Origin of the sequence: Rhodopseudomonas pentothenatexigens (assembly GCF_900218015.1) — a bacterium.
Taxonomy (GTDB): Bacteria; Pseudomonadota; Alphaproteobacteria; order Rhizobiales; family Xanthobacteraceae; genus Rhodopseudomonas; species Rhodopseudomonas pentothenatexigens.
Window position 1 is genome coordinate 173256 of record NZ_UFQQ01000006.1, and the last position, 24423, is coordinate 197678.

Sequence of the window (24423 nt, forward strand, 5' to 3'; positions counted from 1 at the left end):
AGTACTCTGCCGCACAACGGCCGTAAGCGCGGAGCAGGGCGTGGGTCCGGCGCCGGTCGGCGCGAACAGCGGGTGACGGGATGGCTTCCCCGGACGGCAGTAGCAGCGACACTTTCCGCAACCGGCGCCGTCGCAATCGCGCACGCTTTGCGCTGGCGTCGATGCTGACTCTCATCCTGGTGGCGGTCGGCGTGTTGGCTCTGGTGTTCTATGAGCTGCGGCCGGTGAGCTTGAAGATCGCGGTCGGGCCGGGCGGCGGCGACGATCTGAAGCTGGTCCAGGCGCTGGCGCAGAGCTTTGCGCGGGACGGGGCCGCGGTACGGCTGGTGCCGCTGGTCACCGGTGGGGCGACGCCGAGCATCGACGCGTTGCGCGACCACAAGGCCGACCTCGCGGTCACCCGGGCCGACCTCGATTTGCCGGCCGACGCGCAGGCGGTCGCGGTGCTGCGCAAGAACGTCGTCGTTCTGTGGGCGCCGTCATCGGCCGGGAAGGGCAGGAAGGCGATCAAGACCGTCGCCGATCTGTCCGGCCGCCGGGTCGGCGTGATCGGACGGACGCCGGCCAACGTCAAACTGTTCGACATCATTCTGGCCGAGTCCGGCGTGGCGCCCGACAAGGTGCACAAGGAGCAGTTCGCCACCGGCCAGCTCGCCGAGATGGCGCGCGATCCGTCGCTCGATGCCTTCCTCGCGGTCGGTCCGCTCGACAGCAGGATTACCGGGGAAGCGATCGCCGCGACCGCGAAGGCGAGGGGCGAGCTGCGCTTCTTACCGATCGATGTCGGTGACGCCATCGCCAAGAAATATCCGATCTACGATTCGGAAGAGATCCCCGGCAGCATCTTCTCGACCCAGCCGGCGCGGCCGGAGGACAAGGTCGACACCGTCAGCGTCAATCATCTGATCGTTGCGCGGCAGTCGCTATCGTCGATCGTTGTGACCAAGCTGACCCGGCAGATCTTCGCCGCCCGGCAGCAGATCTCGCGCGAGATGCCGCTCGCCGGCAAGATCGAAGCGCCGGACACCGAGAAGGACGCAGCGCTGCCGGCGCATCGTGGCGCCGCCGCGTTCATCGACGGCACCGATCGTACCTTCATGGAGCGCAACAGCGACTACATCTGGGGATTGGTGCTGCTGTTGTCCGGCCTCGGCTCGGCCGGCGCTTGGTTCCGCAGTTACTTGACCCGCGACGAGCGCGAGGCCGGCACCAAGATGCGCGACCGGGCGCTTGCCATGATCGGCAAGGCGCGCAAAGCGGAGTCGCTCGAGGCGCTCGAGGCCTTGCAGCACGAGATCGACAAGATTCTGCGCGATACGCTGGATTGCTATGACGATGGCGCAATTGAAGATCTCGAGCCGTTCAGCCTGGTGCTGGAGCAATTCCACCACGCGGTGGCGGATCGCCGCGCCATGCTGACCGCGGCGGGGCCCGGTCTGGTACCGGCTCATCCGGCGGCGGTGGCTGCACCGGGCGGCTGATCACGCGCTTCCACGGCCTGCCGTCAACATTCCCGTAACCTGTCACCTCTAGGCTCCGGCCGGTTCCGGCAGAACCCGGAACGGCTTGGGCGCCAACACAGGAGAGTGCGGTGCGACGCCTGATTTCCCGTTTCTGGGCCGATTCGCGCGGCGCCACCGCGATCGAATATGCACTGATCGCCGCCGGCATCAGCATTGTCATCGCGGGCGTGGTCACAACGCTCGGCACCAGTGTGTCGGGCCAGTACACCTCGGTCAGTGACGCGCTGAAGTAATCTCCGCGTTCGCGTCGATTCCTCGCCACCTTTGGGCTGCGACGTGTTCAACACGCCGCAGTCGATCGGATTTCCGAGCCTCGGTTCTGCTTCAGCATGAACCGAACGGGCTCAGGCTCGGATCGCCACGAACGATTTCGGCAATCCGACGAAATGTTCGACGATGATCTTGGCGTTCGGGAACAGGCTGTCGACCATAGTGCGATCCAGCATGCTGGCGTGCTCGACCGCCCACATGCCGTCGGTGACGGTCTGTGCCTTGGTCTTGGCCCAGCCGAGCCGGTGATGCCGCGCGATCCACAGCTGCATCGGCGCCGGCAGCCAGTGATAGAACGCCATGCTCTGATGCGGCTCCCATGGGAACCAGAAGTTCGGAGTTTGATGGAAGTAACGCGGCGCCACGCGTGTCGTCTCACGCGCGAACGACAGCTTGTTGTGCCAATTGCCGACGTGCTCGATCACTGAATTCGAGTGGCAGATGTCGTAGGCGTTGTCCGGGAACGGCAATTCGCAGCCGTTGCCTTCGATCGCGCGAAAGAACTCCGGATTCTTCACCGGACGGATATCGTCCTTCAGATTGAGCAGGTCGATCGTGACCTTGTGCTGGGTGAGGTAGTCCGGGCCGAGCATGTCCCAATAGTATTCCATGCCGCCGACATCGAGAATCCGTACCTCGCCCTTCTCGGCGTAGACGGCTTCGATCATCCGCCGCAGCGGCGCGCTGCGTCGACGCCGGAACTTCGAGCCCAGGCTGTTCGGATTGTCGTAGTCGCCGATGATTTGTCCGATGCTCCGCATGGTCACTCCCTCGAATTACTTCGGTGCGCACTCGATCTCGTTCTTCTGGTGGTTTTGTGGACATCTGGCGAATGCGAATCAAGTGGATCACTTGCCAACCGGAGGAGGGCGCTCCGCAATTCTTGCGGAATGATTAACGGTCGTGACTCGAGAGTTCCAAAGGCCGCCCGACTCGTGATGGTTAACCGGTTCTTCGCCGTTGCTGGCTAACAATGGCGGTTCCTCGTTCGATCCGCCAAAGAAGGTCAAGCATGTGGCTCGCCGGCACATCCGGGGTTGATGACGTGCGAGCCGAAGCGGCTTCGACGGCGGTGCTCGACGAAGCGGGCGAGCCGCGTGCGAAGATCATCGTGACCTTTTTGGTCGCGCTCGGCGCCACCGCATTCTCGCCGCTGCTGCACGTCGCCAGCCCGATGCTGGCGATCGTCGTGGAGACGATGATCGCGGTGGCGATCGCGATCGTGATGCCCGCGCAGGGGCCGGTGATCGCGATCTTTCTGATGATGTTCCAGAACGTCTTCGTGTCGCTGTTCTCTCCTCTGGTGACCGAGCCGTCCGAACTCGAATTCCTGAAGGGTTACAACTTCCTGATCTGCGCGGTGATGTGGCTGGTCGCTTTGGCGCGCGCGGCGGTTTCGCGGCGGTCGCCTGCTCTGAACCGCATGCTGCTGGCGAGCACCGCCGTCCTCGCGGTGATGGGCGTCTACTTCGTCATCGGCCTGTCCCGCGAGCCGAAGGCCGCGGCGATCTACCTTCGCAATATCGCGCTGCCGTTCCTGTTGTTCCAGCTCGCGCTGCTGGCGGCAGCTAACTACCGACTCCGCGTGACGCCGTATGTCGTGGTCATCGCCGTGCTGGTTTTGCTTTGCGGTGTCGTCGAGTTCGCCTTCCGCGATGCGTGGTTCGACCTCACCAATGGCCATGCCTATTGGCGGCTCCAGGAGATCAAGGCGACGAATACCGGCGTGTGGGAGCGCGAGATGCGGACCACCGGGAAGGTGATCGTCGGCATCATGGATGTGTTCGTGGTCGACTTCTTCAACACCTCGCTGCTCAAGGACCTCGGTCTCGGCCAAATGCTGCGGCTGTACGGACCGAACATCAGCCCGGTCAGCTTCGCCTACGGCGTCGGCTTCTTCGCATTGTTCCTGCTGGCGGTCGGGCGGGGCGTGCTCGGCGGCTTGGCGCTCGTCTTGATGATGCTGTGCGGCGTCAAAGGCGCGGCGATCATGGTGCTGTTCGTCGGCGCGGCCTGGATCGGCACGGTGCTGATCGGGCCGGTGCTGGTCCTGCTCGGGGCGGTGGTGGTGCTGGCGGTGTACGCCGCGTTCGTGATCTACACCGGGCTGCAGCTCGGCGACTACCACGTCATCGGGCTGATGGGCGGGTGGAACGGCTTCCTGCATGCGCCGCTGGGCCGCGGCCTCGGGCTGGGCGGTAACCTGACCGAGGGATTTGCGGGGATCGACTGGCAGGCGGCGCAGCAGGCCGGCGCGGTCGATGGCGCCGCGGAAAGCTCGGTCGGCGTGCTGCTGTATCAAATGGGCGTGGCGGCACTGGTTCCGCTCGGCTTCTATGCGACAGTCGCGTGGTGGTGCTGGCGGCTGTACGCCCGCTCCGGCATTCTGCTGCTCGGCATGGCGAGCTTCGGCGTGCTGATTGTGCTGACCAACGGCCTGTTCCAGGAGGAGGCGCTGTTCGCGCCGCCGGCGATGGGCTTCATGATGTTGCTGGCCGGCCTGCTGCTCGGCAGCCAGATCCGGCAGGGGCAGCTCGCGCACCGGCTTTCTTAAGAAAATAATCCTTGACAGCGTGACGCTGCCCGGGTAGCTTCCGGCCATGCTCCAGAATTGGGTCCGGGAGGCGGCGGCGGTGATCGCCGACGGTGGCAGCCAGGGCTGATCGAGCTTCGGCGGCGCGTCCGCCCCGAAGCGGCAACGAGGCGCCGGCTGCCGAGCATCATGCGCGCGGCGCCGCCCAACTTCGCTGGCGCTGACCGTGATGGTGCGCCGGGGCCTCTCTCTGCGGAAACGGTTCCATTCTTCGCCCAAAGCGCGGCCGTTCGAGGTCCGTCGCGACGCCGGCGCGGAACAGGAGTTCGGATCGCGCGTTGGCCGGTGAATAGGATCTCGTTACCATTCAAACTCAAGGAGCAGTCATGGCGAGTCGTGAAGAAGGCCGCATTGTCGAGAATCCGACCGAGGCGCGACAGGGCGAGCGCGGCCCTTCGGTGCTGGCACTGCTCACGATCAGTACCGGCCTGGCGGTGTTGCTGCTCGGCGTGATCTGGTTCGTCTGGTTCCGCGTGTAGCGGTCTCTTCCGGCCTGTCGACAAGACCCCCTGCTGATATCAGCCGCCCCCCGCATTTGCCGCCGTGATGCCCGCGCTTGTCGCGGGCATCGACGTTTCTAAGCCATCTCACCCCTCGAGCCTGCTTGGCAAGCTGTCGTGGCACCGAATTGCTGACGGCCAGCGCCGGCGCAGCCCAGACATGACGCCATCGGCCGTCCGATGGACGGCCGGCGCCATACCTCGAAACTGAAATCGAACGTCACGTGTCGGCGCGAAGCAGGTCGCGCCGTTCGCTGCTGCACCGAGGATATCCCATGTTCGAACGTCTGAGGGCTCTGGTCGCGTCGCCGGAGGTCAAAACCTCGCGCACCGCGACGCTGCTGGCGTTTGAACGCGGCGGCGTGGCGCGGTTCACGCCGCGCGACTATGCCGGGCTGGCCCGCGAGGGCTACGTGCGCAACGCGATCGTGTATCGCTGCGTTCGGCTGGTGGCGGAGAATGCCGCCGCCTGCGTGTTCGGCGTGTTCGACGGCGCGCAGGAGAAGGAGGCGCATCCGCTGGCCGCGTTGCTGGCGCGCCCTAATCCGCGCCAGGATGGCGCCGCGCTGCTGGAGACGCTGTACGCGCATCTGCTGCTCGCCGGCAATGCCTATCTCGAGGCGGTGACGCTCGGCGAGGCCGTGCACGAGCTCTATGCGCTGCGCCCCGACCGCATCAAACTGATCCCAGGTGCCGATGGCTGGGCGGAGGCGTATGACTACAGCGTCGCCGGCCGCACCGTGCGGTTCGATCAACATGCATCGCTGCTGCCGCCGATCCTGCATCTGACGTTCTTTCATCCGCTCGACGATCACTACGGCCTGGCGCCGCTCGAAGCCGCGGCGGTCGCGGTCGACACCCACAACGCCGCGGCGCGGTGGAACAAGGCGCTGCTCGACAATTCGGCGCGGCCGTCGGGCGCGCTGGTGTACGCCGGGCCGGAAGGCGCCGTGCTCAGCGAGAACCAGTTCGAGCGGCTGAAACGCGAATTGGAGAACACCTACGCAGGCGCCGCCAATGCCGGCCGGCCGCTGCTGCTCGAAGGCGGGCTCGACTGGAAGGCGATGGCGCTGTCGCCGAAGGACATGGACTTTCTCGAGGCCAAGCACGCCGCCGCGCGCGAGATCGCGCTGGCGTTCGGCGTGCCGCCGATGCTGCTCGGCATTCCCGGCGACAACACGTTCTCGAACTATCAGGAAGCCAACCGCAGCTTCGTGCGCCAGACCGTGCTGCCGCTGGCGACGCGCGTCGGCAACGCGCTGGCGCAGTGGCTGTCACCGCAATTCGGAGACGGCGTCCGCCTGGTGATCGACACCGACCGGATCGACGCGCTGTCGCCCGACCGCACCGCGCTGTGGGACCGCGTCACGGCAGCGCCGTTCCTCACCCTGAACGAAAAGCGCGAAGCGGTCGGCTACGCGCCGATCGACGGCGGCGACCGGCTGGGGTGAGGATTGGCGGCTCGCAGGCTGCACCTGTTGCCGAAAGTCGGACTGCAATTGGGCAATCCTCATGTCACGATTCGCGAGCCCAAATCAGGCCGGGCGAGCGTGATGTGGCAGGGCGAATGGCAGTCTGGAGAAGGAAGTGAGGAAGCGGATCTACTTTCAAGATCTGGACCCGGACGGTTGGCCGGAGCCCGGCGAGCTGGCGCCTTACTTCCTGGCGCCGGCCGAGAATCCGTGGGCTCCCGATCCGCACGGAAACGACGAGTTCGGGCTCGAGATTTCGGGATTGTACGGCACCGACGGCCAGCCCGGGATCGATCAGGTCACCGCGAGCCTCACGATGGTGGGCACGCCGGATTTCGGCATTTTCCTTTACTACCGAAAATGGGATGGCCGGATCAGGCAGCCGCTTGATTGTTACTCCAAGGGTGACATGAGCCGGATCAAGGAGTGGTTGCGGACGCTGCAGGGCGATCTGCGGCCGATCGGTCTGTTCATTCCCTACGCGAAAGCATGGCCCGCCGTGAAGGAGTTCATGGAGCGGGACGGCGAACTGCCGACCAGCATCGAATGGGTCGACGGCAAGGATCTTCCACCCGACACCTTTCGCTTCCCGGGCTTCTTCAAACCTGGGCCGGAGCCGCGCGTATTGCGGGATGAAGACATCAACGAGCAGCCAGCCGGCGACGGCTTCGGGTTTTTCCGCCGCTGAGCGGGATACTCGGTGATCCCTACGTTTCATTTGTTGAGCTACCCTCCGGTGTGCGACACGAGATGTGGGGTGGACGCTGGGTATCTGGGAGATACCGAAAATGAAGAGAACTATCTATTTCAATAAGTGGCGCCGGGTGGCGTGGCCGCCGCCGAGTGAAATGGAGCCTTAATTCCTTTCGCCGAGCGAGAATCTCTGGTCTAGCGCTGTCGGTGGCAACGATGAGTGGGGGCTCGAGATTACCGGGCTCAATGGCACCGATGGCAAGCCGGAAGTCGATCAGGTCAACGTGCATCTCACAATGGTTGGTACACCTGATTTCGGCGTCTTCTTGCACTATTCGAAATGGGATGGCCGGATCAGGCAGCCGCTTGATTGTTATTCCAAGGGGGACATGAGCAGGATCAAGGAGTGGTTGCGGACGCTGCAGGGCGATTTGCGGCCGATCGGTCTGTTTATTCCCTACGCGCAAGCGTGGCCCGCCGTGAAGGAGTTCATGGAGCGGGACGGCGAGCTGCCGGCCAGCATCGAATGGGTCGACGGCAAGGATCTTCCACCGAAAACCTTTCGTTTCCCGGGTTTCTTCAAACCCGGGCCGGAGCCGCGCGTATTGCGGGATGAAGACATCAACGAGCAGCCAGCCGGCGATGGCTTCGGGTTTTTGCGCCGCTGAGCAGCGAGCGCGAGCGTTCCTCTCACGATGAAGAACGACTGACGGCGCGTGGACGATTGTCCGCCACGCGGATGTCTGCGCGCGAGGTGCCGATGTCCGATCTGATCAAGATTTTTTCCGAGCGCGGTGACCTCGCTCACTTGGCGCTGTTGCTGTGGGCGATCGGCGCCAGTCTCGGGTTGTGGTTCGTACTGCGGGAGTGGGCGGCGGCGGTGCGGCGGTTTGATGATTTCGTCCACGCGCTCGAGCTGTTCAACCGCCGGGCGCGGCGCCGGGCGATCGACGAGGAGTAGGGCGATGCAGCGGCTGTCCAGCGTGCTCACCCGCGTCCGCGCCGAGACCAAATCGGCGAAGGATCCGCGGACGATCTTCCGCGAATTCCTGGCGCATCTGGCCGGCGCGCATCGTAAGCCGGCGGCGCGGCGCGCCGCGCCCAAGCCGCCGCCGCGCAAGCGGTCGGCCAAGCGCGCGAAGTAACCGCCGCGCAGCCGCGGCGACTCCGCCGCGCAGACCAGCGTTCACCACCGCCATCCCACCTCACTCGTATCCTGCGAGGCCGCTCATGCTTGCCCCGTCGCCTGCGCACGCCGCGTTGCCTTCGCCTGCGCCGCTGCCGGCGCGGCTGTCGCTGGCCGAGGACGGCAGCATCGACGGCTATGCCAGCCTGTTCGGCGAGATCGACCAGGCCCGCGACATGGTGATGCCCGGCGCCTTCACCCAGACGCTGAAGCAGCGCGGCCTGCGCAAGATCCCGATGCTGTTCCAGCACGATCCCGCCGAGCCGGTCGGCGTCTGGCTGGAGCTGGCGGAGGATCTGCGCGGCCTGCGTGCCCGCGGCCGGCTGATCCCGGATGTGGCGCGCGGCCGTGAACTGCTGGCGCTGCTCCGCGCCGGCGCGATCGACGGGCTGTCGATCGGCTATCGCACGGTGCGCGGCCAGATCGATCCGAAGACGCGGGTGCGGCGGCTGTATCAGGTCGATCTCTGGGAGATCTCGATCGTCACCTTTCCGCTGCTGAACGGCGCGCGCATCGCCACCGTCAAGCACACGCCGCGGCCCTCGCCGCAGCGCGCGGCGGCGGAGGCGGCGTGGCGCCGCGTCCAGGACGCGGCAATGATCCGTTCGGACGATGCCGCGGAGGCACCGGCATCGCCGTTCCGGCGCGGGAGGATCGCGGCGACGCTGTCCACCCGCGCCGGCCGCAAACAGGCGCTGGCGAGTATCAGCCGGCGCAGCTGAGCCGTGCGCAGGCCCGACCGCCGATCCGGGGGCCAAGTAACACCCGCTTTGCCTTGCCCCTCACCCCAGCCCTCTCCCCGCAAAAGGGCGGGGAGAGGGGGCACGCCGCGGCGTGGGGCAACGCTTCCGATCGCAACAAACACTCCATCCCCAACGAAGGACCTGCCGATGACCACGTTCGACCACGCTCCCGAGACCAAGGCCGGCTTTGCCGGCGACGATGCGCAGCAGGTGTTCGATGCCTTGATGCGCGCGTTCGAGGACTACAAGGCCGAGAACGACGCACGGCTGAAGGCGATCGAGACCGGCAAGGGCGACGTGCTGGCCGAGGAGAAGCTGGCGCGGATCGACGCCGCGCTGGATCATCAGCAGCGCCGGCTCGACGAGCTCGCCTTGAAGGCGGCGCGACCGCAGCTCGCGGCGGAGCGGTCGCAGCCGGCCGCCGATCAGCGTGAGCACAAGAGCGCGTTCGAGGCCTATGTGCGCAGCGGCGAGGCCGCCAGCCTGCGCCGGCTGGAGACCAAGGCGCTGTCGGTCGGCTCCGATCCCGATGGCGGCTATCTGGTGCCGACCGAGCTCGAGCACACCATCTCGGCGCGGCTCGCCGCGATCTCGCCGATCCGCTCGCTGGCCACCGTGCGCGAGATCTCCGGCGGGGTGTACAAGAAGCCGTTCGTCACCGCGGGCCCGGCGACCGGCTGGGTCGGCGAGAGCGACGCCCGGCCGCAGACCGCGTCGCCGTCGCTGGATGCGCTGTCGTTTCCGGCGATGGAGCTGTATGCGATGCCGGCCGCGACCGCGACGCTGCTCGACGATGCCGCGGTGAATATCGACGACTGGCTGGCCGGCGAGATCGACCAGGCGTTCGCCGAGCAGGAGGGCATCGCCTTCGTGTCCGGCGACGGCGTCAGTAAGCCGAAGGGCTTCGTCGCCGTGCCGACCGCGGCCAACAGCGCCTGGAGCTGGGGCAAGCTCGGCACCATCTCGACCGGCGCCGCCGGCGCGTTCGCCGCCACCGCGCCCGGCGACGTGCTGATCGACGTGATCTACGCGCTGCGGCCGGGCTATCGCCAGAACGCCAGTTTCGTGATGAACCGGCGGACGCAGGCGGCGATCCGCAAGTTCAAGGATTCCTCCGGCGCCTATCTGTGGCAGCCGCCGGTCACCGCCGGCGGCCGCGCCAGCCTCGCCGGCTTCCCGCTCGCGGATGCCGAGGACATGCCGGACATCGCGGCGAATTCGCTGTCGATCGCGTTCGGCGACTTCCGCCGCGGCTATCTGATCGTCGACCGCCAGGGCGTGCGCGTGCTGCGCGATCCGTATTCGTCCAAGCCCTACGTGCTGTTCTACACCACCAAGCGCGTCGGCGGCGGCGTCCAGGATTTCGACGCCATCAAGCTGGTGAAGTTTGCCGCGAGCTGAGGCGCCGCGCCGGTTCTCCCTCTCCCGCTTGCGGGAGAGGGTCGGGGGGGAGGGCTGTAGGGTGGGTTAGGCGCGCAGCGCCGTAACCCACCGACAACGTCTCTACCGAGTGCCTGAGCATCGCAGCCGCCGTCCGGTTGATCACTCGATCACGAGCGGGCCTTGATGTCGGCGAGTAGTCCTGCCAGCTTCGGAGTTAAAGAACAGGGCTGCTCGATCGGTGGTATTTGGAACGAAGGTGGAGCGCTGATAAGCTGCCGGCGAGTTTCCCCTCAGCCGAAGCGAGGGGGCGCACAGCCTATGGAGGCAGGCCGCCGCCGGAGGTCGGAGCCATGAGCAAGCCGGATCTGCACGGGATGGCGACGCCCGATCTTGTGGCTCTGTTTGCCAAAGTCACGGTCGACCAGGACGAGGCGTTGCTCGGCAACCAGATCGCGAAGTTCAACCGGCTGTACGGCGTGATGGCCGAGATTGCGGACGAGCTGAAGTCGCGCGACGGCGACCAGCGCACCGCGCTTCTCAGCCTTTTCGAATATCCCAATATGCAGGTCCGGCTTCAGGCCGCGAAGCTCACGCTCGCCGTCGCGCCGGTGGAAGCCCGCCGGCAGCTCGAAGCGATCGCATCCTCGAAGTGGTTTCCGCAAGCCGGCGACGCCGGCATGTGCCTTTCGTTTCTGGATGATGGGACGTTCAAGCCGAAATGATGCGGCGACGCGACGCTGCAGTGGCTGTCACGCGTATCCTCACCTCGCAGCGCTTATCTGCTCGGTGTAGTCAGTGCGGAAACCATCAAACCGCAAGCGAAAGCTGGTTCTGCGTCAGCGACTGCATGCGGGCGCTGAGCTTGATCTTGTCGTCGGCTTTGGCGCGGGCATGGTTCGACATCGCCGAGACAAGAGTTTGCAGCCCGCCGGCATCCGCCACCGTCACGAACGTCTTGCTCTTGTTGACGAACACGACGGCCTTTCGGCCGCGAGCCAAAAGCTCAATGATGTTGGACAGCGTGCCGGTGCTTTTGCAGTCCCACACCATCAGGCCGACATCGCTGACACGGGCCATCTCGCGATCCTTGGCGGTGAAGAACGCTCGGCTGCCGGCTGCGGCGGTCGTCGATACGGTCTGCACCGGCCAATTGCCGACATTGTTGCGCGGCGTCTCGCCGCTGCAATATACCGTTACCCTCGCGGCTCCATGCTTCGCCAGGCAGGTTTGAATCGACGTGTCCGCCCCATCGGCGTCACCGACCACCACGTCGAGGTCCGAACCGGCGATCGCCGCGATCCGCTGCTCGACCTGCTTGTCGAGCCGATTGATCGAGATCGAGCCTGCGATGAAAACTGTGGTCATGAGCTACGTCTTCGTGATCGCTGCGGCGTAGATCCTGCCGATTTTGGGATAGGCTCGAAGCGCCGCACAGGCGGCTTCCATCGACGCTCCCGTATCGAACAAATCGTCCAGCAGCAGAGCGTTCCACCGCCCGTTGCCACCGATTGCATCTATATATTCGGATCAGCGGAGATGCCTCCTACCGAGCACACAAATCCGTCCTCAAAGCCTCGGAATCACGTCCGAGCGTTGCGATTAAGAAGAGTAAAAGACCCATTCACTAATTAGCTTCCTTCTGGGCAAACAAAACCAATCGACTCATACCGGAGTTGATCTCGCTTAATGATCCAGTCGGACTTCGCCAGACTGAAGCTGTCCATAGCCCCCCACCGCGAACGCACTTCTATGGTAAACCCGTCAGGAAACGCGCGAGCACTAACAAAACGCATTCCTGTCATATCTTTTACGAGTCGCCAACCCGCTAGATCTTTTAGTATTGCTCCTTCGAGGTTTGCGCCTCGAAACGAAGCCCCTGTTATGTTCGCGCCTGTTAGGTCGGCGTTGGATAAATCTGCTTTGTCAAAAATAGCATGACTAAGGTCGGCATTGATCAGCTTTGCTCGACGAAGATCGGCACGTCGGAAATCTGCATTAGTCAGATGAGATCTAGTAAGATTCGCTTCAATCAGCTTAGCTTGCACGAAGCAGGCCCATTTAAAATGACTACCATCGGCATTCGCTTCTTCAAGATTGGCGTCCCTAAACCGGCCATAGTTCGCAACGATCTCAGTCAAGATCGCCCCGTTCAGCCTTGCTCCGTCCAATTTTATAGACATGACTTGAGCCTTGCTCAAATCCACTCGCTCAAGTCCGACATGGTCGGCGGCTAATCGTTCAAGCGCAAGAGTTCGGCCTGCGTTCCCGGGCACATCGCCGCTCGAATTTAGAAGAAGCCAAGCTTGAAACTGCGCTTGTTTCGAAGAGTTTCGATTAGAATCTGCGAACGTAATAGCAGCAAGTGTAACGCCTATGACTGTCAACCATTTGAAGATGTGCCATTTATCAAGAAAATCGCCAAGCGCTCGGAGGGCTGATATATCATTGATGGCGCGACTAGCAGACGTAACCAACTTCTCTTCAGCCATCTTCTCTGCCCTTGTGCAAGAATATCAGCGTTCGTCTGGGTAGGGTATTGACCCGATCAATCTCGGCTTCCCGGATCTTGTAGAAATGGTCCACGGCGCGAGTGACAGAGGGTAAATCGCCGCCGTAATCGTGAAGGGCTACCACGCCGCCGGGAACTGTACGGGCCCAAGAAAAGGCTAGGTCGGATAATACGTTGTCCGAACTATGATTCCCGTCAATGAAACTGAAAAGAAATCGTTGATCTGCGGATAGTTCTACCCCCATCGAAGCTTCAGATCGGACCGATATATTATCGAGGCCAGCAGTTTCTTGATCAAAACGAGCGCGAATATCTCTTGAGCCAAGTATGGTCGAGTAGATCCAAGACATTGGCTCGCCGCGGGTGTTCTGCGTGCTGTCGAAGTGTGGATCGAAGACGTCGATGACTAAGACGCCCTTCTGATGCTTGCGCGAGGCGATGGCGAGTTTCGCCGTTCCACCGCCCATGAACGCGCCGATCTCTAAGATATCGCCATCTAGCGACCAGAGGTCGTGTTCGTCGATATATGCGATTAGCGTTTCGTAACCGACAAAATCGGATCGGAGACCAAGTCGACCAAAGGCGATCTCTGACCAGACAACGGCTTTTCCGTAGCAGAAGGCGAAAACCTCATCCGCCAATGCCACGAAACGATGCTTGCCCACTCGCGGCCCATCAAGGGGGCCTGATACATCCTGAGTCAATCGCGGTGTATATTGTGGTGCCATCTGCGTCCTCATCCGGGATTCTGGGGGGAATCTATTTCGGGGTGCCTTCTGCTAGAATTCGTCGTATGCTGTGTGCTGCCTCCGAGAGGGCAGCGCGTGGCTCGGCGCTGCCCGCGATTATCTTGCTGAGCGCTGCGTTTACGATCTCATGAAGTCGCGAGTAGTAGGGGACATCTGGCTCAGCCTGCGCTATTTGAATCGAGGCTAACATCAATTGAAACTCGGGGCGCTTTGATTGCAGGCCCGGATCGGAGAGTATCGATAGTCTGGCGGGGTTTCCACGCGCGGTCTCTGCATACAGTTTCGCGCCATCTTTGCCTGTGGCGTACAAAATGAAGTCGTTAGCCAGACTCGAACGCCCGTCCTTTTTTGGTTTAACAAGAACCCAAGTGTGAATGAAGTTCGTGCGGCGTATCGATCCGTCCTGCTGTCTTACCCCTGGCAGCGGAGCGATCTTCAGAAATCGCGAAGCCGAATCAGATCCTTCTTTCAACAGAGGATAGAGAGCGTTCCATTGCGGAGTACTCAACGCGATGTTTCCTGCCCTCCACTCATCGAGGATCTTCAGTGCATTCCAATTCTGAACTTCCGAAGGAACCCCCGCCGACAACGCAAGTCTCTTGAGCTGCTCAGCCGCAATGACGGCTTCATTTGCATCGATTCCAACTTCGCCATTTCGGAGAACATATCCGCCGTATGACCAAAGTATCGGGTAGAAAATTTTAGGAAGTTCTTCTCCCGTTTGAGCTGCGAACGCAAGGCCATACCTCGCCCCCCTTGGCTTTTCGGATGGCTTCCAGTTCGCGCTCATCTGCTCTAGCTCGTCCCACGTATCAGGAGCGGTTGCCACGATGTCTGACCTATAGAACGTGAAGAACGTGCTTATGTCGCAAGGCAAACCATATATCTTGCCGTTATATTTTGAATAGACAAGAAGATCAGGATCAGCTTCGGGAGACCAGTTGGTTATCGGAGATAGGCCGTTCTTGGCCGCTATTTCCGCAACTTTTGTTCCTGGAAAGAAGATGACATCGTAACGGGGGTTCGCGGACTGAAGCGTCGCTTGAACAAGATTGTCGTATGTGCTTCGACCCAGGGCATCGACTGTGACCTTTACCTGCCTTAGCTTGCCCCATTCTTCGGCCACTCGGCGTATTCCATCCGCCTCAAGTCCTTCGCGAACTACTACGGACAGTTGTGCTGGCCCGTTGTGGCTATCTTGGTCGCAATTAGATAGCCCAACACACAGAAGAATCGCAGCCACCCTAGAGACATTGCGTAGGTAGTATGTCATCGCTTGTCATTCCTGCGTTCTATCGATCACTCTGAATTCGACCTAAAAGTCAGTGACTTAATTAGAGTTGCTGCAAGTGCCGCAAGCACAAGAGTCGAGGTTGCCATTGAGGCGAATAGGGGCCCCCAGGCTATCTCGTAGCTTGTCTCAAAAGTAGCAATGAAGACAGGCATCGTCCAACTGTTTCGGCCTGTCTGAAAGACGCCTGCATAAAGTGCTTCACTCCAAGAGAATGCGAAGGTCATCAAGCCTGCCAATAGGAACTCTGAGCGGAGATTTGGAAGCAGGATATGAGTGAAGTAAGCTCCAGGTGACAGGCCATCCATCCTCGCAAGGTCAAAAAGGCCTCCGTCGCTCGTGTTGGGTGCGTGGAGCCGTTTCAACCGAGGCACAACAATCAGGAGGGCGAGTGGGAGGGCGGAGATGGAGTGAAATATCACGACCACCCAGATGCCCATTCGAAATGTTGGGAAGTGTTGTTCTGTGAGGAGGATCATCGCAAAGTGTGCAATTAGAAATGCAACGGGCGGAATGCAGCGAATTCCAACTGCGGGGACTAAGAGATAAAGCCAGTTACCTGGGCGTCGTAGTCCTCCCTGAATTAGCCCGGCCGTGACTAATAGAGTTAATAGCGTGCTTGCAGTTCCGATAATTAGGCTCGTTTGAAGGGGTGGGACAATGCCTGCCTTGACAATAGAGTGCGCGGTATCGATCAAGCACAGTGGTGACCAAGAGGCGCGTTCGGGTGCGCAGAGAGCGGCTCTTGATAATAGAAATCCGAACGGTGCCAGCCAGATGGTGAAGGTTGCAATAGAGAGTGTGGTCAAGATGCGAGAGTTGGTCACGGCATTTGTGTCCCTCGATTTCTGTGTTCATCAAGAAGAAGAGAGGTTGCGAGCCCTGTAGGTGGCCCACACAATTGCGAGAGCAATGCCGCTTACCAGGGTGCTCGCAAGGGCTAATTGTGCAGCATCTTCATATTGTCGAAGGGCCACGCCTCGATTGTATACGTCGATTGGCGCTGGCAAGATGTCGGTCAGAGTCTTAAATAGCACCCAGTGAACATCGTGTGCGCGGAAGGTGTCGACGAACCTGAACAGCCAGATCCATGCTAGCCAGTCGAGAGTTAGCGGAATTTGAATGCTCCAGAAGAGGCTTCTTTCAGATGCTCCGTCAATTTTTGCGGCGTCGATGATTGTCTGCGGAATGCGTCTGAAAGCAATGAGTAAGGACACGATCACAAGGGGTGTCCAGATCCATGCGTCGACAAAGAGTAGTGTTAGATACGCCCAGTTGAAGATGCTGAACTCCTCGGTAGTGAAGATTGGTTTCGTACTCAGTAATGGGGGTAAGTTGAGTCCGAGTGTCTGAAGTAGTGTTGCGAGTGGGCCTTCTGCCTCCAGCAAGAGGCGCCAAAGGAGTGCGAGTGCGACTGGTGGGGTGGCCACTGGAACTGCTGCAATCAAGAATTCAACGGTAGTAGTGGGCTGACCAGCTGAGCGGCGTTTCTCGGGCAGGAGTCGGATAACTATTGTTGCAATTGATATTTCGATGCAGGCAGAAGCGGTGGCGAGCGCGGCTGATCGCCATATGCTGGTCCAGCCGAGGTTGTGTAGTGGTCCGCTCTCTTGCAATGGAGCGATAATAATGCCGTTCGCCAAGCAAATAAGCAGGATCAAGGGCAAAACGCCAATCAAGAGTACGAATGAATTGGAAAGGTGGGACAGAATGAAAAGTAAGGCTGTCATAGCTGGGAGGCTTGAAATCTATCGAGGAGGATCATGGTTGGTGGTCAATGAGCTACTTGGAGAATGTTGCTAAGTTACACGCTCTATATGTGATGTCGAGCGGGTGGGTGATTGGATAGCTCCTCCAGGGTGTGCGACATTAGGCGGACTTGCTATGTCGTGGCATGGTCCGGCGGCAGAGGCTCTGCGAGTAATGTCGGCGGTAGGTATAGAAGGTGGAATGTGCCACCGACGACCGGTCGTAACTTGAATGGAGTCGAAGCATTTCGTGAGAGATGGTTGTGGTAAGCGGCTGATCCTCTCGGAGCTTAAGGCGGTCGTAGTTGGTGGGGTGTACCGCTTTACCGCCTTCTGAGGCGCCGCCGTGGCGATCTTGTTGAGAACCGCCGGGCCGCGTTCGAGACGTCCTCGTTCAACGCCGGATCGGTGCGCACCACAGCTTAATCTGAATACGGTTTGGCGGACGCTTTATCCCTCGGGGTTTGGTTGGTCGTTTAACGTCACCATCAAACCCGCTTCGACTCTTGCGGTCCGCGCCCTGTTCTTTCGGGGCCAAGCTGTCGGGTGATTGCGATCTCAGGACAACGCACCGATTATTGCGGCAAACCGAGCCCTCCCGGAGCTCTCATGACCGACATTCCCCCGCCGCGCCGCTATCTGCCGCGCGGGCTGACGCCCGAGGCGGTCGCGGAGCTGAAGCGGCTGTACGAAAAGACCGACGAGCCGCTGACGAAGGTGGCGGCGCAGTTCGAGATCTGTCGGCACACGCTGCGCAAGGTGGCGGAGGCCGAGGGCTGGACGCCGCGGCTGGAGCGCCCCCGGGTCGGGCCGCGGCCGCCGCTGCCGGTCCGCCAGGCGCGCGGGTTTTCGCAGCAGGCGCTCGGCGATCTGAGGCGGCGCTACGTCGAGACCGAAGAGCCGGTGCAGCGCATCGCCGAGGACTACCACATTCATCGCAACACGCTGGAGCGGCTGGTGATGCAGGAGGGTTGGCCGCGCCGCAAGGATCGGCCGCCGCGCGACATGCCGGTGCTGCTGCAGATCAATCGCGAAGCGACCGCGGCGCTGCAGCAGGCCCGCGCGATCGCCGCCGGCGCGCCGCTGCCGGGGTTGCCGCCGCCCGCGGTGGACACGAAGGCCGCGGTCGACACGGAGGCCGTGGCGCCTGCGCCCGAGAGCGAGGCCGAGATGGCGCCTGTGCCCGAGGCATCGGCCGCGACGCCGGCGGACCAGGCGTCGCCCGAAGCGGCGCTGTCGCTCGCGCGGCGGCTGGAGCGCGCGGTCGAGACCCAGCTCCGCAAGGTCGAAAACCTGCGCGAGGACACCACGCTCGGCGGCCACCGCGCGGTCGAGGCCGAGCGGATCGCCCGCACGCTGGCGGCGCTGACGCAGACGCTGTTCAAGGTCCGCCAGCTTCGCGATCCCGAACGCGCGCTCAGCGCCGCCGATGACGAGATGCCCGCCGATGCCGATGGATTCCGTCTGGAGCTTGCGCGCCGCATTGAAACGTTTGTCGGCGGCGGGACTGACCGAGCGCTTCCTGCGCCAGGCGAGCCTGCGCAACCTGGCCCGGCTGCAGGATGATTTCGCCACCTTCGCGCATCCGCATCAGGAGTTTGCGGACGCCGGCAATGACGGCGCGCCGTGGACCACCTGGCTGATGCTCGGCGGCCGCGGCGCCGGCAAGACCCGCGCCGGTGCCGAATGGGTGCGGGCGATGGTGGCCGGCACGCCGCCTTATGCGACGCGGCCGCACGGCCGGATCGCGCTGGTCGGCGAAAGCTGGCACGACGCCCGCGAGGTGATGGTGGAAGGCGAATCCGGCCTGCTGCGGATCACGCCGCGCCGCGAACGCCCGGAATGGATCGCCACCCGCAGGCGGCTGGAGTGGCCGAGCGGCGCGGTCGGCGAGGTGTTCTCCGCCGACGATCCGGATAGTTTGCGCGGCCCGCAATTCGAGGCGGCGTGGTGCGACGAGCTGGCGAAATGGCGCTACGCCGAAGCCAGCTTCGACATGCTGCAATTCGGGCTGCGGCTCGGCGCTCGGCCGCGGCAACTGATCACCACCACGCCGCGGCCGCTGCCGCTGATCAAGCGGCTGCTGGCTGATCCGCATACCCGCGTGACGCGGGCGCCGACCCGCGCCAACGCCGCGCATCTGTCGCCGGCGTTTCTCGAAACCGTGGTGGCGCGCTACGCCGGCACGCGGCAGGGCCGGCAGGAGCTCGACGGCGAACTGATCGAGGACCGGCCCGACGCGCTGTGGTCGCGCGAGGCAATCGAGCGCGCCCGGGTTGGCGCGGCGCCGCCAATGGTGCGGATCGTGGTGGCGATCGATCCGCCGGGCTCGTCGCGGCCGGGCGCGGACGCCTGCGGCATCGTCGCGGCGGGGCGCAGCGCGGCCGGCGATTACTACGTGCTGGAGGACGTCTCCAGCGACCGGCTGTCGCCGGCGGCCTGGGCGGCGCGCGCGATCGCGCTGTATCACCGGCTCGAGGCCGATGCGATCGTCGCCGAGGTCAACATGGGCGGCGAGATGGTGCGCGCGGTGCTGCACGAGACCGACGCCGCGATCCCGGTGCGCGAGGTCCGCGCCAGCCGCGCCAAATTCGTCCGCGCCGAGCCGGTGGCGGCGCTGTACGAACAGGGCCGGGTCAAGCACGTCGGCTGCTTTCCGCTGCTCGAGGACGAGATGTGCGATTTCGCTCCCACCGGGCTGTCCTCCGGCCACTCGCCGGACCGGGTCGACGCCCTGGTGTGGGCGATCACCGCGCTCGTCGGCGGCGCCCATGTCGGGGGACCAAGGATGCGGGTGTTGTGAGGGCGAGGCTGTAGGATGGGTTGAGCGCAGCGAAACCCATCACGGCTGTGCTCGGTGGATGATGGGTTTCGCTGACGCTCAACCCATCCTACGAACCGCCGCGCTCAGCAGTAGCCGTACCAGCCGCAGGCGTAGGGCAGGCGGCCGAAGATCAGGTTCGGATCGGTGCCGTAATAGCTCTGATACAGATACGAGCGCGGCTTGCCGTAGTAACCGTGCACGATCGGCGGCACGTCGACTTCCGGCGCATACACCGGCGAGCCGCTTTCCATCTCCAGCGATTGCCGCACGCCGCGCGGCTTCGGTTGCGGCTCGGCGAAGATCCTGCCGATCTTGCTGTGCATCGGCAGATCGGCCGCCCGCGCCGGCCCGGCCAGCGGCCACGCGATCAGCAACACAAGCACGAGACGCAGCATCGTGGCACTCCGGGGTGAGGAGCCGCGAGGGTGGGCGATTATGGTTAATAAAGATTAACCAGCGGCGCGGCTGCGGCAGCCGTTGCTATCGCGCCAGCGCCGAGCCCCAGCTCTGCGCGGTGCGGGCGATCCAGTCGCGGTACAGCGTCAGCGGGGTGACGCCGGTGAGGCCGCCGCAGCCGGCGCTGTTGCCGGGGCCGGTCGACCACGACACCACGCCGATCACCACCAGCCGGTCGTTCTGCGCCTGCAGCGCCGGCCCGCCGGAATCGCCGGTGCAGGCCCCTAAGCCCGCGCGGCCGCCGCCGGCGGCGGGATCGGTCAGGCGGATCTGCAGCCGGCCGGGGCGGCCGGTCGCGGTCAGGGTCGCGCTGCGCGCGGTGCCGCCGCTTCTGCCGTCGCCGCGCCGGGTGACGCCGATGCCGGCGACGGTGAAATCCTGGCCGGCGGCGAGCGGATCCTCCGGCGCTGCGATCGGCAGCGGCGCCTTGCCGGGCAGCGGCGCGGCGAGCTTCAAGAGCGCGACGTCGGCGCTGGCGCGGTGGCCGAGGATCGCGCGCATGTCGAACTCCGGATGCGCGGCGACACGGGCGACATCGCGCAGGCTCGGCTGCCGCTGCGCGTCGAAATGCACCACCTTGTAGTCGGCGCCGGGGCCGACGCAGTGCGCCGCGCTCAGCACCAGATCGGGCGCGATCAGCGTCCCCGAACAGAAATTGCCGCGCGAGCCGACGATGGTGACCAGGGCGCGGGAAAGCGCGCCGGTCGCCTCGGGGGCGCCGCCGACCATCGCGGCGGCCGGTGAGGCGAGCGCGGCGGCGAGGAGGCTGCCGAATGTGAGCGAGCGGATCATGGCGGCGCGTTTCGCCCGCCGCCGCGGCGCTGTCAATCGCCGATCACCATCATGAGGAACCGCCATGCCGATGCTGCTGCTGGCCGGGCCGGCCGCCGAGCCGTGGACCGTCACTGATCTGAAGAGCTTCCTGCGCGTCGAGCACGACGCCGACGACGCGGTGATCGCCTCGCTGCTGACGGCGGCGCGCGGCCAGATCGAGGCCGCGACCGGCCGGATGCTGCTGGCGCAGCGCTGGCGGCTGGTGCGCGATGCCTGGCCGCGCGAGGGGCGCATCGTGCTGCGCGGCGGCCCGCTGCGGTCGCTGATCGCGGTGCGGAGCTATGGCGCCGCGCACGATGTCGATCCCGCCGGCTTCGTACTCGACCTCGCCGGCGGCGTGATCGCGTCGCCGCCCTGGGCGCTGCCGGAGCCGGGTCGCCCCGTCGCCGGCATCGAGCTCGACCTCGAACTCGGCTACGGCACCGCGCCGGACGACGTGCCCGCGCCGCTGCGCCACGCGGTGCGCCTGCTGGCGGCGCAGTGGTTCGACAACCGCGGCGGCACGGCTGATGCCGGCGCCGCGGTGCTGCCCGGCGGCGTCGCCGCGATGATCGCCGGCTACCGCGCGGTGGCGCTGTGATCGATCCCGGACGCCTCAACCGCCGGCTGACGTTGCTGGCGCCGGTCGAGACCGACGACGGGCAGGGCGGCGTGGTGCGCAGTTATGGGGCGCAGGCGGTGCTGTGGGCCAGCGTCGTGCCGCTCGCCGCGCGCGAAGGCGTCGCGGCCGATACTGATCGCGCAGCGCTGCGCGCGCGTATCACGCTGCGTGCGGGCGTGACGCTGTCGCGGGCGCACCGGCTCGCCGACGGCGACACCGTGTATCGCATTATCGCCTGGCGCAGCCGCGAGCGCGGCGCGCTGCTCGAGATCGACGCCGAGACGGAGCTGACATGACCCCTGCCAGCGTTGCGCTGCGCGCGGCGATCCACCGCGCGCTCACCACCGACACCGCGCTGCTCACCGCGCTCGGCGGACCGCGGATCTACGACGCGCCGCCGCGCGAGGCGGCGTTTCCGTTCGTCACCTTGGGCGAAGCGCGGATCAGCGACGTCTCCGCCGACGATGCGCCGACCCAGGAACATCAACTGACGCTGCACGTCTGGTCGCGGCAGGGCGGCCACAAGGAGGCGCACCTCATCACCGGCGCGCTGTTGCAGGCGCTGGATGATGCACCGCTGGCCCCGTCCGGCCATCGCCTCGTCAACCTGCGGTTCACGCTCGCCGACATCCGCCGCGAGGCCGACGGCCGCACCTATCACGCGCTGGTGCGATTTCGCGCCGTCACCGAACCAAGTCGTTAGCAGGAGCCGCGCATGGGCGCACAGAAGGGCAAGGATCTGCTCATCAAGATCCACGATGGCACGAACTACGTCACCGTCGCCGGCTTGCGCAGCCGCAAGATCGCATTCAACGCCGAACTCGTCGACATCACCCACGCCGAATCCGCCGACCGCTGGCGCGAGCTGCTCGCCGGCGCCGGGGTGCGCCGCGCCTCGATCTCCGGCCGCGGCCTGTTCAAGGATGCCAGCTCGGACGCGGTGGTGCGAACTGCGTTCTTCAGCGGGCTGATCAGCGACTGCCAGGTGGTGGTGCCGGATTTCGGCAGCATCACCGGGCCGTTCCAGATCGCCAGCCTCGAATTCGCCGGCGAGCACAACGGCGAAGTCACCTTCGACCTGACGCTGGAGAGCGCCGGCGCGCTCGGCTTCGTCGCCTTGTGAGAGGACGCCATGGCCAACAGACATCGCGGCGAAATCGAAGCCGAACTCGGCGGCCGCACCCGCACGCTGGTGCTGACGCTCGGCGCGCTCGCCGAACTCGAAGCCGCATTCGCCGCCACTGATCTCGTCGCCCTCGCGCAGCGCTTCGGCAGCGGCCATCTGTCGGCGCGCGATCTGGTCCGGATCATCGCCGCGGGCCTGCGCGGCGCCGGCGAGGCGGTGTGCGACGACGAGGTCGCGGCGATGACGGTCGCGGGCGGCGCCGCCGGCTATGCCGGCATCGCGGCCGAGTTGTTAGTCGCGACGTTCGGCGAGGCGGCGGCGTGACGCCGTTTCCGTGGGCGGAGGCGATGCAGTTCGGCCTCGGCGTGCTGCGGCTGCCGCCCGATCAGTTCTGGCGGATGACGCCGCGCGAACTCGCCGCCGCGATCGCCGGCCTGCGCGGCGGCGCAACGGCGCCGCTCGGCCGCGCCGCGCTCGACGAGCTGATGCGGCGCTATCCGGATCACGAGGAACCTGCGCGATGACGGGCGATGGCTACGAGACATGCGACTGCGGCTGCGTCGAGGAGACGACGCAGAAGGTCGACCAGCTCACCACCAAGACCCAGGCGCTGAGCAGCGAGGCCAAGGGGTTTGCGCGGGCGATGACCTCGGCGTTCTCGCAATCGATCACCGGCGGCAAGCAGTTCGAGGACGTGCTGAAGTCGCTGGCGCTGAAGGTCTCGGATCTCGCGCTGAAGGCGGCGCTGAAGCCGCTGACCACCAGCCTCGCCGGCGGTTTCGACAGCCTGTTCTCCGGATTGTTCGGCGGCACGACGGCCAAGAACGCCGACGGCGCGATCAAGCCGTTCGCGGCCGGCGGGGTGATCGGCACGCCGACCTACTTCCCGATGCTCGGCGGCGGCGTCGGCCTCGCCGGTGAAGCCGGGCCCGAGGCGATCCTGCCGCTGGCGCGCGGCGCCGACGGCCGGCTCGGCGTCGCCTCCAGCGGCGGCGCCACCACGGTGAATATCCAGATCGCCACGCCCGACGCCGACAGCTTCCGCCGCTCCGAGACCTATCTCACCGGCCAGATCGCCCGCGCCGTCGCGCGCGGCCAGCGCGGGCTGTAGTCCGCGCGGTCTCGCGTGTCATCGCGAGGGGGATCGATTTCACTCCAGGTGCACGCAGTCATGACCGCATTTCACGAGGTGCTGTTTCCGCTCGACGTCGCGCTGAAGAGCGCCTGCGGGCCGGAGCGGCGCACCGAGATCGTCGGCTTCGGCTCGGGCCGCGAGCAGCGCAACGCGCGCTGGGCGGACTCGCGGCGGCGCTACGACGCCGGCTACGGCGTCAAGAGCTTCGAGGCACTGCAGCAGGTGGTGGCGTTTTTCGAAGAACGCCGCGGTCCGCTCACCGGCTTCCGCTGGCGCGACCGGCTGGATTGCAGCTCGGCCGCACCCGGCGCGCCGGTGTCGCCGCTCGACCAGGGCATCGGCATCGGTGACGGCTCGCGCGCCAGCTATCAGCTCGTCAAGACCTACGGTGTGGGCTTTGCGCCCTATGTGCGCACCATCACCAAGCCGGTCGCCGGCAGCGTCCGCGTTGCGGTCGGCGGCGTCGAGGCCGCGGCCGCCGCGTTCACCTGCGATCCCACTACCGGAATCGTCAGCTTCGCGCCCGGGCATCTGCCACCCGCCGGCTCCGCGGTGACCGCCGGCTTTCAGTTCGACGTGCCGGTGCGGTTCGACACCGATTACCTCGAAGTCGATCTCTCGGCGTTCGCCGCCGGCGCGATTCCGAAGATCCCGCTGGTCGAAATCCGGGGGTAGGGGAGCGGCTGACTTCGGCTCCCGCATCAGCGGCACAACTCCCGGATGCGGATGCTGCTGCCGATCGGAGAGGGGAAAACAGACCCCCGCCGAAGATCGGGGGCGGCGGCCA

General features: G+C 64.6%; 30 protein-coding genes. 22 read left to right on the forward strand and 8 right to left on the reverse strand.

Annotated elements, in window-relative coordinates; translation table 11 throughout:
• Window positions 1-80 precede the first annotated feature (80 nt).
• Both DWA33_RS07220 and DWA33_RS07225 read left to right on the forward strand, forming a co-directional pair.
• On the forward strand, window positions 81-1481 hold the full coding sequence (locus tag DWA33_RS07220; protein ID WP_114357418.1) for a TAXI family TRAP transporter solute-binding subunit: 1401 nt from the start codon (window positions 81-83) through the stop codon (window positions 1479-1481).
• A 110-nt stretch (window positions 1482-1591) separates the two neighbouring features.
• Complete coding sequence (locus DWA33_RS07225; protein ID WP_114357419.1) at window positions 1592-1756, forward strand: Flp family type IVb pilin; 165 nt, start codon at window positions 1592-1594, stop codon at window positions 1754-1756.
• Window positions 1757-1867: 111 nt separating this feature from the next.
• Here the strand turns inward: DWA33_RS07225 and DWA33_RS07230 are convergent, their stop codons facing one another.
• A complete protein-coding gene (locus DWA33_RS07230) occupies window positions 1868-2554 on the reverse strand; it encodes a methyltransferase domain-containing protein (protein WP_114357420.1) in 687 nt (228 codons plus the stop codon).
• Window positions 2555-2838: 284 nt separating this feature from the next.
• On the opposite strand from DWA33_RS07230, the gene DWA33_RS07235 reads away from it, so the two are divergent.
• The 10 genes from DWA33_RS07235 to DWA33_RS07275 all read left to right on the forward strand — a co-directional run bounded on the left by DWA33_RS07235 (window position 2839) and on the right by DWA33_RS07275 (window position 11085).
• A complete protein-coding gene (locus DWA33_RS07235) occupies window positions 2839-4347 on the forward strand; it encodes a hypothetical protein (RefSeq protein ID WP_244601215.1) in 1509 nt (502 codons plus the stop codon).
• Between the two features lie 365 nt (window positions 4348-4712).
• Window positions 4713-4865 (forward strand): hypothetical protein, encoded by a 153-nt coding sequence (locus tag DWA33_RS25110; protein WP_167443141.1) that lies wholly within the window; start codon window positions 4713-4715, stop codon window positions 4863-4865.
• Between the two features lie 296 nt (window positions 4866-5161).
• A complete protein-coding gene (locus DWA33_RS07240; RefSeq protein WP_114357422.1) occupies window positions 5162-6337 on the forward strand; it encodes a phage portal protein in 1176 nt (391 codons plus the stop codon).
• A 283-nt stretch (window positions 6338-6620) separates the two neighbouring features.
• Window positions 6621-7046 (forward strand): hypothetical protein, encoded by a 426-nt coding sequence (locus DWA33_RS07245; protein ID WP_244601216.1) that lies wholly within the window; start codon window positions 6621-6623, stop codon window positions 7044-7046.
• A gap of 394 nt (window positions 7047-7440) precedes the next feature.
• Window positions 7441-7719 (forward strand): hypothetical protein, encoded by a 279-nt coding sequence (locus tag DWA33_RS25390; RefSeq protein WP_244601217.1) that lies wholly within the window; start codon window positions 7441-7443, stop codon window positions 7717-7719.
• 92 nt (window positions 7720-7811) lie between these two features.
• Window positions 7812-8012, forward strand: coding sequence for a hypothetical protein (locus DWA33_RS07255; protein ID WP_047308445.1), 201 nt, complete (start codon window positions 7812-7814; stop codon window positions 8010-8012).
• A gap of 4 nt (window positions 8013-8016) precedes the next feature.
• Window positions 8017-8196: a hypothetical protein gene (locus DWA33_RS07260; RefSeq protein WP_114357424.1), complete on the forward strand. Its 180-nt coding sequence runs from the start codon at window positions 8017-8019 to the stop codon at window positions 8194-8196.
• 85 nt (window positions 8197-8281) lie between these two features.
• Complete coding sequence (locus tag DWA33_RS07265; protein ID WP_114357425.1) at window positions 8282-8959, forward strand: HK97 family phage prohead protease; 678 nt, start codon at window positions 8282-8284, stop codon at window positions 8957-8959.
• Window positions 8960-9127: 168 nt separating this feature from the next.
• Window positions 9128-10381 (forward strand): phage major capsid protein, encoded by a 1254-nt coding sequence (locus DWA33_RS07270; RefSeq protein ID WP_114357426.1) that lies wholly within the window; start codon window positions 9128-9130, stop codon window positions 10379-10381.
• 332 nt (window positions 10382-10713) lie between these two features.
• A complete protein-coding gene (locus tag DWA33_RS07275) occupies window positions 10714-11085 on the forward strand; it encodes a DUF2019 domain-containing protein (RefSeq protein WP_114357427.1) in 372 nt (123 codons plus the stop codon).
• An 85-nt stretch (window positions 11086-11170) separates the two neighbouring features.
• Here the strand turns inward: DWA33_RS07275 and DWA33_RS07280 are convergent, their stop codons facing one another.
• From DWA33_RS07280 to DWA33_RS07305, 5 genes are all read right to left on the reverse strand, one after another.
• Complete coding sequence (locus tag DWA33_RS07280) at window positions 11171-11728, reverse strand: hypothetical protein (RefSeq protein WP_114357428.1); 558 nt, start codon at window positions 11726-11728, stop codon at window positions 11171-11173.
• A gap of 263 nt (window positions 11729-11991) precedes the next feature.
• The gene (locus tag DWA33_RS07290) at window positions 11992-12852 is read right to left on the reverse strand and encodes a pentapeptide repeat-containing protein (RefSeq protein WP_114357429.1); all 861 of its coding nucleotides are present in this window, start codon (window positions 12850-12852) and stop codon (window positions 11992-11994) included.
• Window positions 12845-13600, reverse strand: a complete 756-nt coding sequence (locus DWA33_RS07295; protein WP_167443142.1) for a class I SAM-dependent methyltransferase — start codon at window positions 13598-13600, stop codon at window positions 12845-12847. Before DWA33_RS07295 ends, DWA33_RS07290 begins: the two co-directional genes overlap by 8 nt.
• 31 nt (window positions 13601-13631) lie before the next feature.
• Complete coding sequence (locus DWA33_RS07300) at window positions 13632-14894, reverse strand: sugar ABC transporter substrate-binding protein (RefSeq protein WP_114357431.1); 1263 nt, start codon at window positions 14892-14894, stop codon at window positions 13632-13634.
• Window positions 14895-15769: 875 nt separating this feature from the next.
• Complete coding sequence (locus tag DWA33_RS07305) at window positions 15770-16573, reverse strand: ABC transporter permease subunit (protein WP_167443144.1); 804 nt, start codon at window positions 16571-16573, stop codon at window positions 15770-15772.
• A 696-nt stretch (window positions 16574-17269) separates the two neighbouring features.
• On the opposite strand from DWA33_RS07305, the gene DWA33_RS07310 reads away from it, so the two are divergent.
• Both DWA33_RS07310 and DWA33_RS07315 read left to right on the forward strand, forming a co-directional pair.
• Window positions 17270-18226 (forward strand): hypothetical protein, encoded by a 957-nt coding sequence (locus tag DWA33_RS07310; RefSeq protein WP_114357433.1) that lies wholly within the window; start codon window positions 17270-17272, stop codon window positions 18224-18226.
• The gene (locus DWA33_RS07315; RefSeq protein WP_488225863.1) at window positions 18168-19463 is read left to right on the forward strand and encodes a DNA-packaging protein; all 1296 of its coding nucleotides are present in this window, start codon (window positions 18168-18170) and stop codon (window positions 19461-19463) included. Before DWA33_RS07310 ends, DWA33_RS07315 begins: the two co-directional genes overlap by 59 nt.
• 104 nt (window positions 19464-19567) lie before the next feature.
• Here DWA33_RS07315 and DWA33_RS07320 read toward each other — a convergent pair whose 3' ends face one another.
• Together DWA33_RS07320 and DWA33_RS07325 are read right to left on the reverse strand one after the other, a co-directional pair.
• Window positions 19568-19879 carry a hypothetical protein gene (locus DWA33_RS07320; RefSeq protein WP_114357434.1) on the reverse strand — a complete coding sequence of 104 codons (312 nt, stop codon included), beginning with the start codon at window positions 19877-19879 and terminating at the stop codon, window positions 19568-19570.
• Window positions 19880-19964: 85 nt separating this feature from the next.
• Window positions 19965-20732, reverse strand: coding sequence for a S1 family peptidase (locus DWA33_RS07325; protein ID WP_114357435.1), 768 nt, complete (start codon window positions 20730-20732; stop codon window positions 19965-19967).
• A 64-nt stretch (window positions 20733-20796) separates the two neighbouring features.
• Here DWA33_RS07325 and DWA33_RS07330 point away from each other — a divergent pair, with 64 nt between their 5' ends.
• The 8 genes from DWA33_RS07330 to DWA33_RS07365 are packed head-to-tail and all read left to right on the forward strand — an operon-like array spanning window position 20797 to window position 24311.
• On the forward strand, window positions 20797-21354 hold the full coding sequence (locus DWA33_RS07330; RefSeq protein WP_114357436.1) for a head-tail connector protein: 558 nt from the start codon (window positions 20797-20799) through the stop codon (window positions 21352-21354).
• Window positions 21351-21671: a head-tail adaptor protein gene (locus DWA33_RS07335; protein WP_114357437.1), complete on the forward strand. Its 321-nt coding sequence runs from the start codon at window positions 21351-21353 to the stop codon at window positions 21669-21671. Before DWA33_RS07330 ends, DWA33_RS07335 begins: the two co-directional genes overlap by 4 nt.
• Window positions 21668-22078, forward strand: coding sequence for a DUF3168 domain-containing protein (locus tag DWA33_RS07340; protein ID WP_114357438.1), 411 nt, complete (start codon window positions 21668-21670; stop codon window positions 22076-22078). Before DWA33_RS07335 ends, DWA33_RS07340 begins: the two co-directional genes overlap by 4 nt.
• Before the next feature lie 12 nt (window positions 22079-22090).
• Window positions 22091-22498, forward strand: coding sequence for a phage major tail protein, TP901-1 family (locus DWA33_RS07345; protein ID WP_114357439.1), 408 nt, complete (start codon window positions 22091-22093; stop codon window positions 22496-22498).
• 9 nt (window positions 22499-22507) lie between these two features.
• Window positions 22508-22825 carry a gene transfer agent family protein gene (locus tag DWA33_RS07350; RefSeq protein WP_114357440.1) on the forward strand — a complete coding sequence of 106 codons (318 nt, stop codon included), beginning with the start codon at window positions 22508-22510 and terminating at the stop codon, window positions 22823-22825.
• Window positions 22822-23025, forward strand: coding sequence for a rcc01693 family protein (locus DWA33_RS07355; protein ID WP_114357441.1), 204 nt, complete (start codon window positions 22822-22824; stop codon window positions 23023-23025). Before DWA33_RS07350 ends, DWA33_RS07355 begins: the two co-directional genes overlap by 4 nt.
• Window positions 23022-23612 (forward strand): phage tail tape measure protein, encoded by a 591-nt coding sequence (locus DWA33_RS07360; RefSeq protein WP_114357442.1) that lies wholly within the window; start codon window positions 23022-23024, stop codon window positions 23610-23612. Before DWA33_RS07355 ends, DWA33_RS07360 begins: the two co-directional genes overlap by 4 nt.
• 60 nt (window positions 23613-23672) lie before the next feature.
• Complete coding sequence (locus DWA33_RS07365; protein WP_114357443.1) at window positions 23673-24311, forward strand: TIGR02217 family protein; 639 nt, start codon at window positions 23673-23675, stop codon at window positions 24309-24311.
• Window positions 24312-24423: the final 112 nt, after the last annotated feature.

Excerpts from the sequence above, each read along its gene's own strand:
- DWA33_RS07220 (WP_114357418.1), top strand. The coding sequence starts at position 81 with ATGGCTTCCCCGGACGGCAGTAGCAGCGACACTTTCCGCAACCGGCGC.
- DWA33_RS07230 (WP_114357420.1), bottom strand. The coding sequence starts at position 2,554 with ATGCGGAGCATCGGACAAATCATCGGCGACTACGACAATCCGAACAGC.
- DWA33_RS25110 (WP_167443141.1), top strand. The coding sequence starts at position 4,713 with ATGGCGAGTCGTGAAGAAGGCCGCATTGTCGAGAATCCGACCGAGGCG.
- DWA33_RS07240 (WP_114357422.1), top strand. The coding sequence starts at position 5,162 with ATGTTCGAACGTCTGAGGGCTCTGGTCGCGTCGCCGGAGGTCAAAACC.
- DWA33_RS25390 (WP_244601217.1), top strand. The coding sequence starts at position 7,441 with ATGAGCAGGATCAAGGAGTGGTTGCGGACGCTGCAGGGCGATTTGCGG.
- DWA33_RS07255 (WP_047308445.1), top strand. The coding sequence starts at position 7,812 with ATGTCCGATCTGATCAAGATTTTTTCCGAGCGCGGTGACCTCGCTCAC.
- DWA33_RS07260 (WP_114357424.1), top strand. The coding sequence starts at position 8,017 with ATGCAGCGGCTGTCCAGCGTGCTCACCCGCGTCCGCGCCGAGACCAAA.
- DWA33_RS07265 (WP_114357425.1), top strand. The coding sequence starts at position 8,282 with ATGCTTGCCCCGTCGCCTGCGCACGCCGCGTTGCCTTCGCCTGCGCCG.
- DWA33_RS07270 (WP_114357426.1), top strand. The coding sequence starts at position 9,128 with ATGACCACGTTCGACCACGCTCCCGAGACCAAGGCCGGCTTTGCCGGC.
- DWA33_RS07275 (WP_114357427.1), top strand. The coding sequence starts at position 10,714 with ATGAGCAAGCCGGATCTGCACGGGATGGCGACGCCCGATCTTGTGGCT.
- DWA33_RS07280 (WP_114357428.1), bottom strand. The coding sequence starts at position 11,728 with ATGACCACAGTTTTCATCGCAGGCTCGATCTCGATCAATCGGCTCGAC.
- DWA33_RS07290 (WP_114357429.1), bottom strand. The coding sequence starts at position 12,852 with ATGGCTGAAGAGAAGTTGGTTACGTCTGCTAGTCGCGCCATCAATGAT.
- DWA33_RS07295 (WP_167443142.1), bottom strand. The coding sequence starts at position 13,600 with ATGGCACCACAATATACACCGCGATTGACTCAGGATGTATCAGGCCCC.
- DWA33_RS07300 (WP_114357431.1), bottom strand. The coding sequence starts at position 14,894 with ATGACATACTACCTACGCAATGTCTCTAGGGTGGCTGCGATTCTTCTG.
- DWA33_RS07310 (WP_114357433.1), top strand. The coding sequence starts at position 17,270 with ATGACCGACATTCCCCCGCCGCGCCGCTATCTGCCGCGCGGGCTGACG.
- DWA33_RS07320 (WP_114357434.1), bottom strand. The coding sequence starts at position 19,879 with ATGCTGCGTCTCGTGCTTGTGTTGCTGATCGCGTGGCCGCTGGCCGGG.
- DWA33_RS07325 (WP_114357435.1), bottom strand. The coding sequence starts at position 20,732 with ATGATCCGCTCGCTCACATTCGGCAGCCTCCTCGCCGCCGCGCTCGCC.
- DWA33_RS07330 (WP_114357436.1), top strand. The coding sequence starts at position 20,797 with ATGCCGATGCTGCTGCTGGCCGGGCCGGCCGCCGAGCCGTGGACCGTC.
- DWA33_RS07340 (WP_114357438.1), top strand. The coding sequence starts at position 21,668 with ATGACCCCTGCCAGCGTTGCGCTGCGCGCGGCGATCCACCGCGCGCTC.
- DWA33_RS07345 (WP_114357439.1), top strand. The coding sequence starts at position 22,091 with ATGGGCGCACAGAAGGGCAAGGATCTGCTCATCAAGATCCACGATGGC.
- DWA33_RS07350 (WP_114357440.1), top strand. The coding sequence starts at position 22,508 with ATGGCCAACAGACATCGCGGCGAAATCGAAGCCGAACTCGGCGGCCGC.
- DWA33_RS07360 (WP_114357442.1), top strand. The coding sequence starts at position 23,022 with ATGACGGGCGATGGCTACGAGACATGCGACTGCGGCTGCGTCGAGGAG.
- DWA33_RS07365 (WP_114357443.1), top strand. The coding sequence starts at position 23,673 with ATGACCGCATTTCACGAGGTGCTGTTTCCGCTCGACGTCGCGCTGAAG.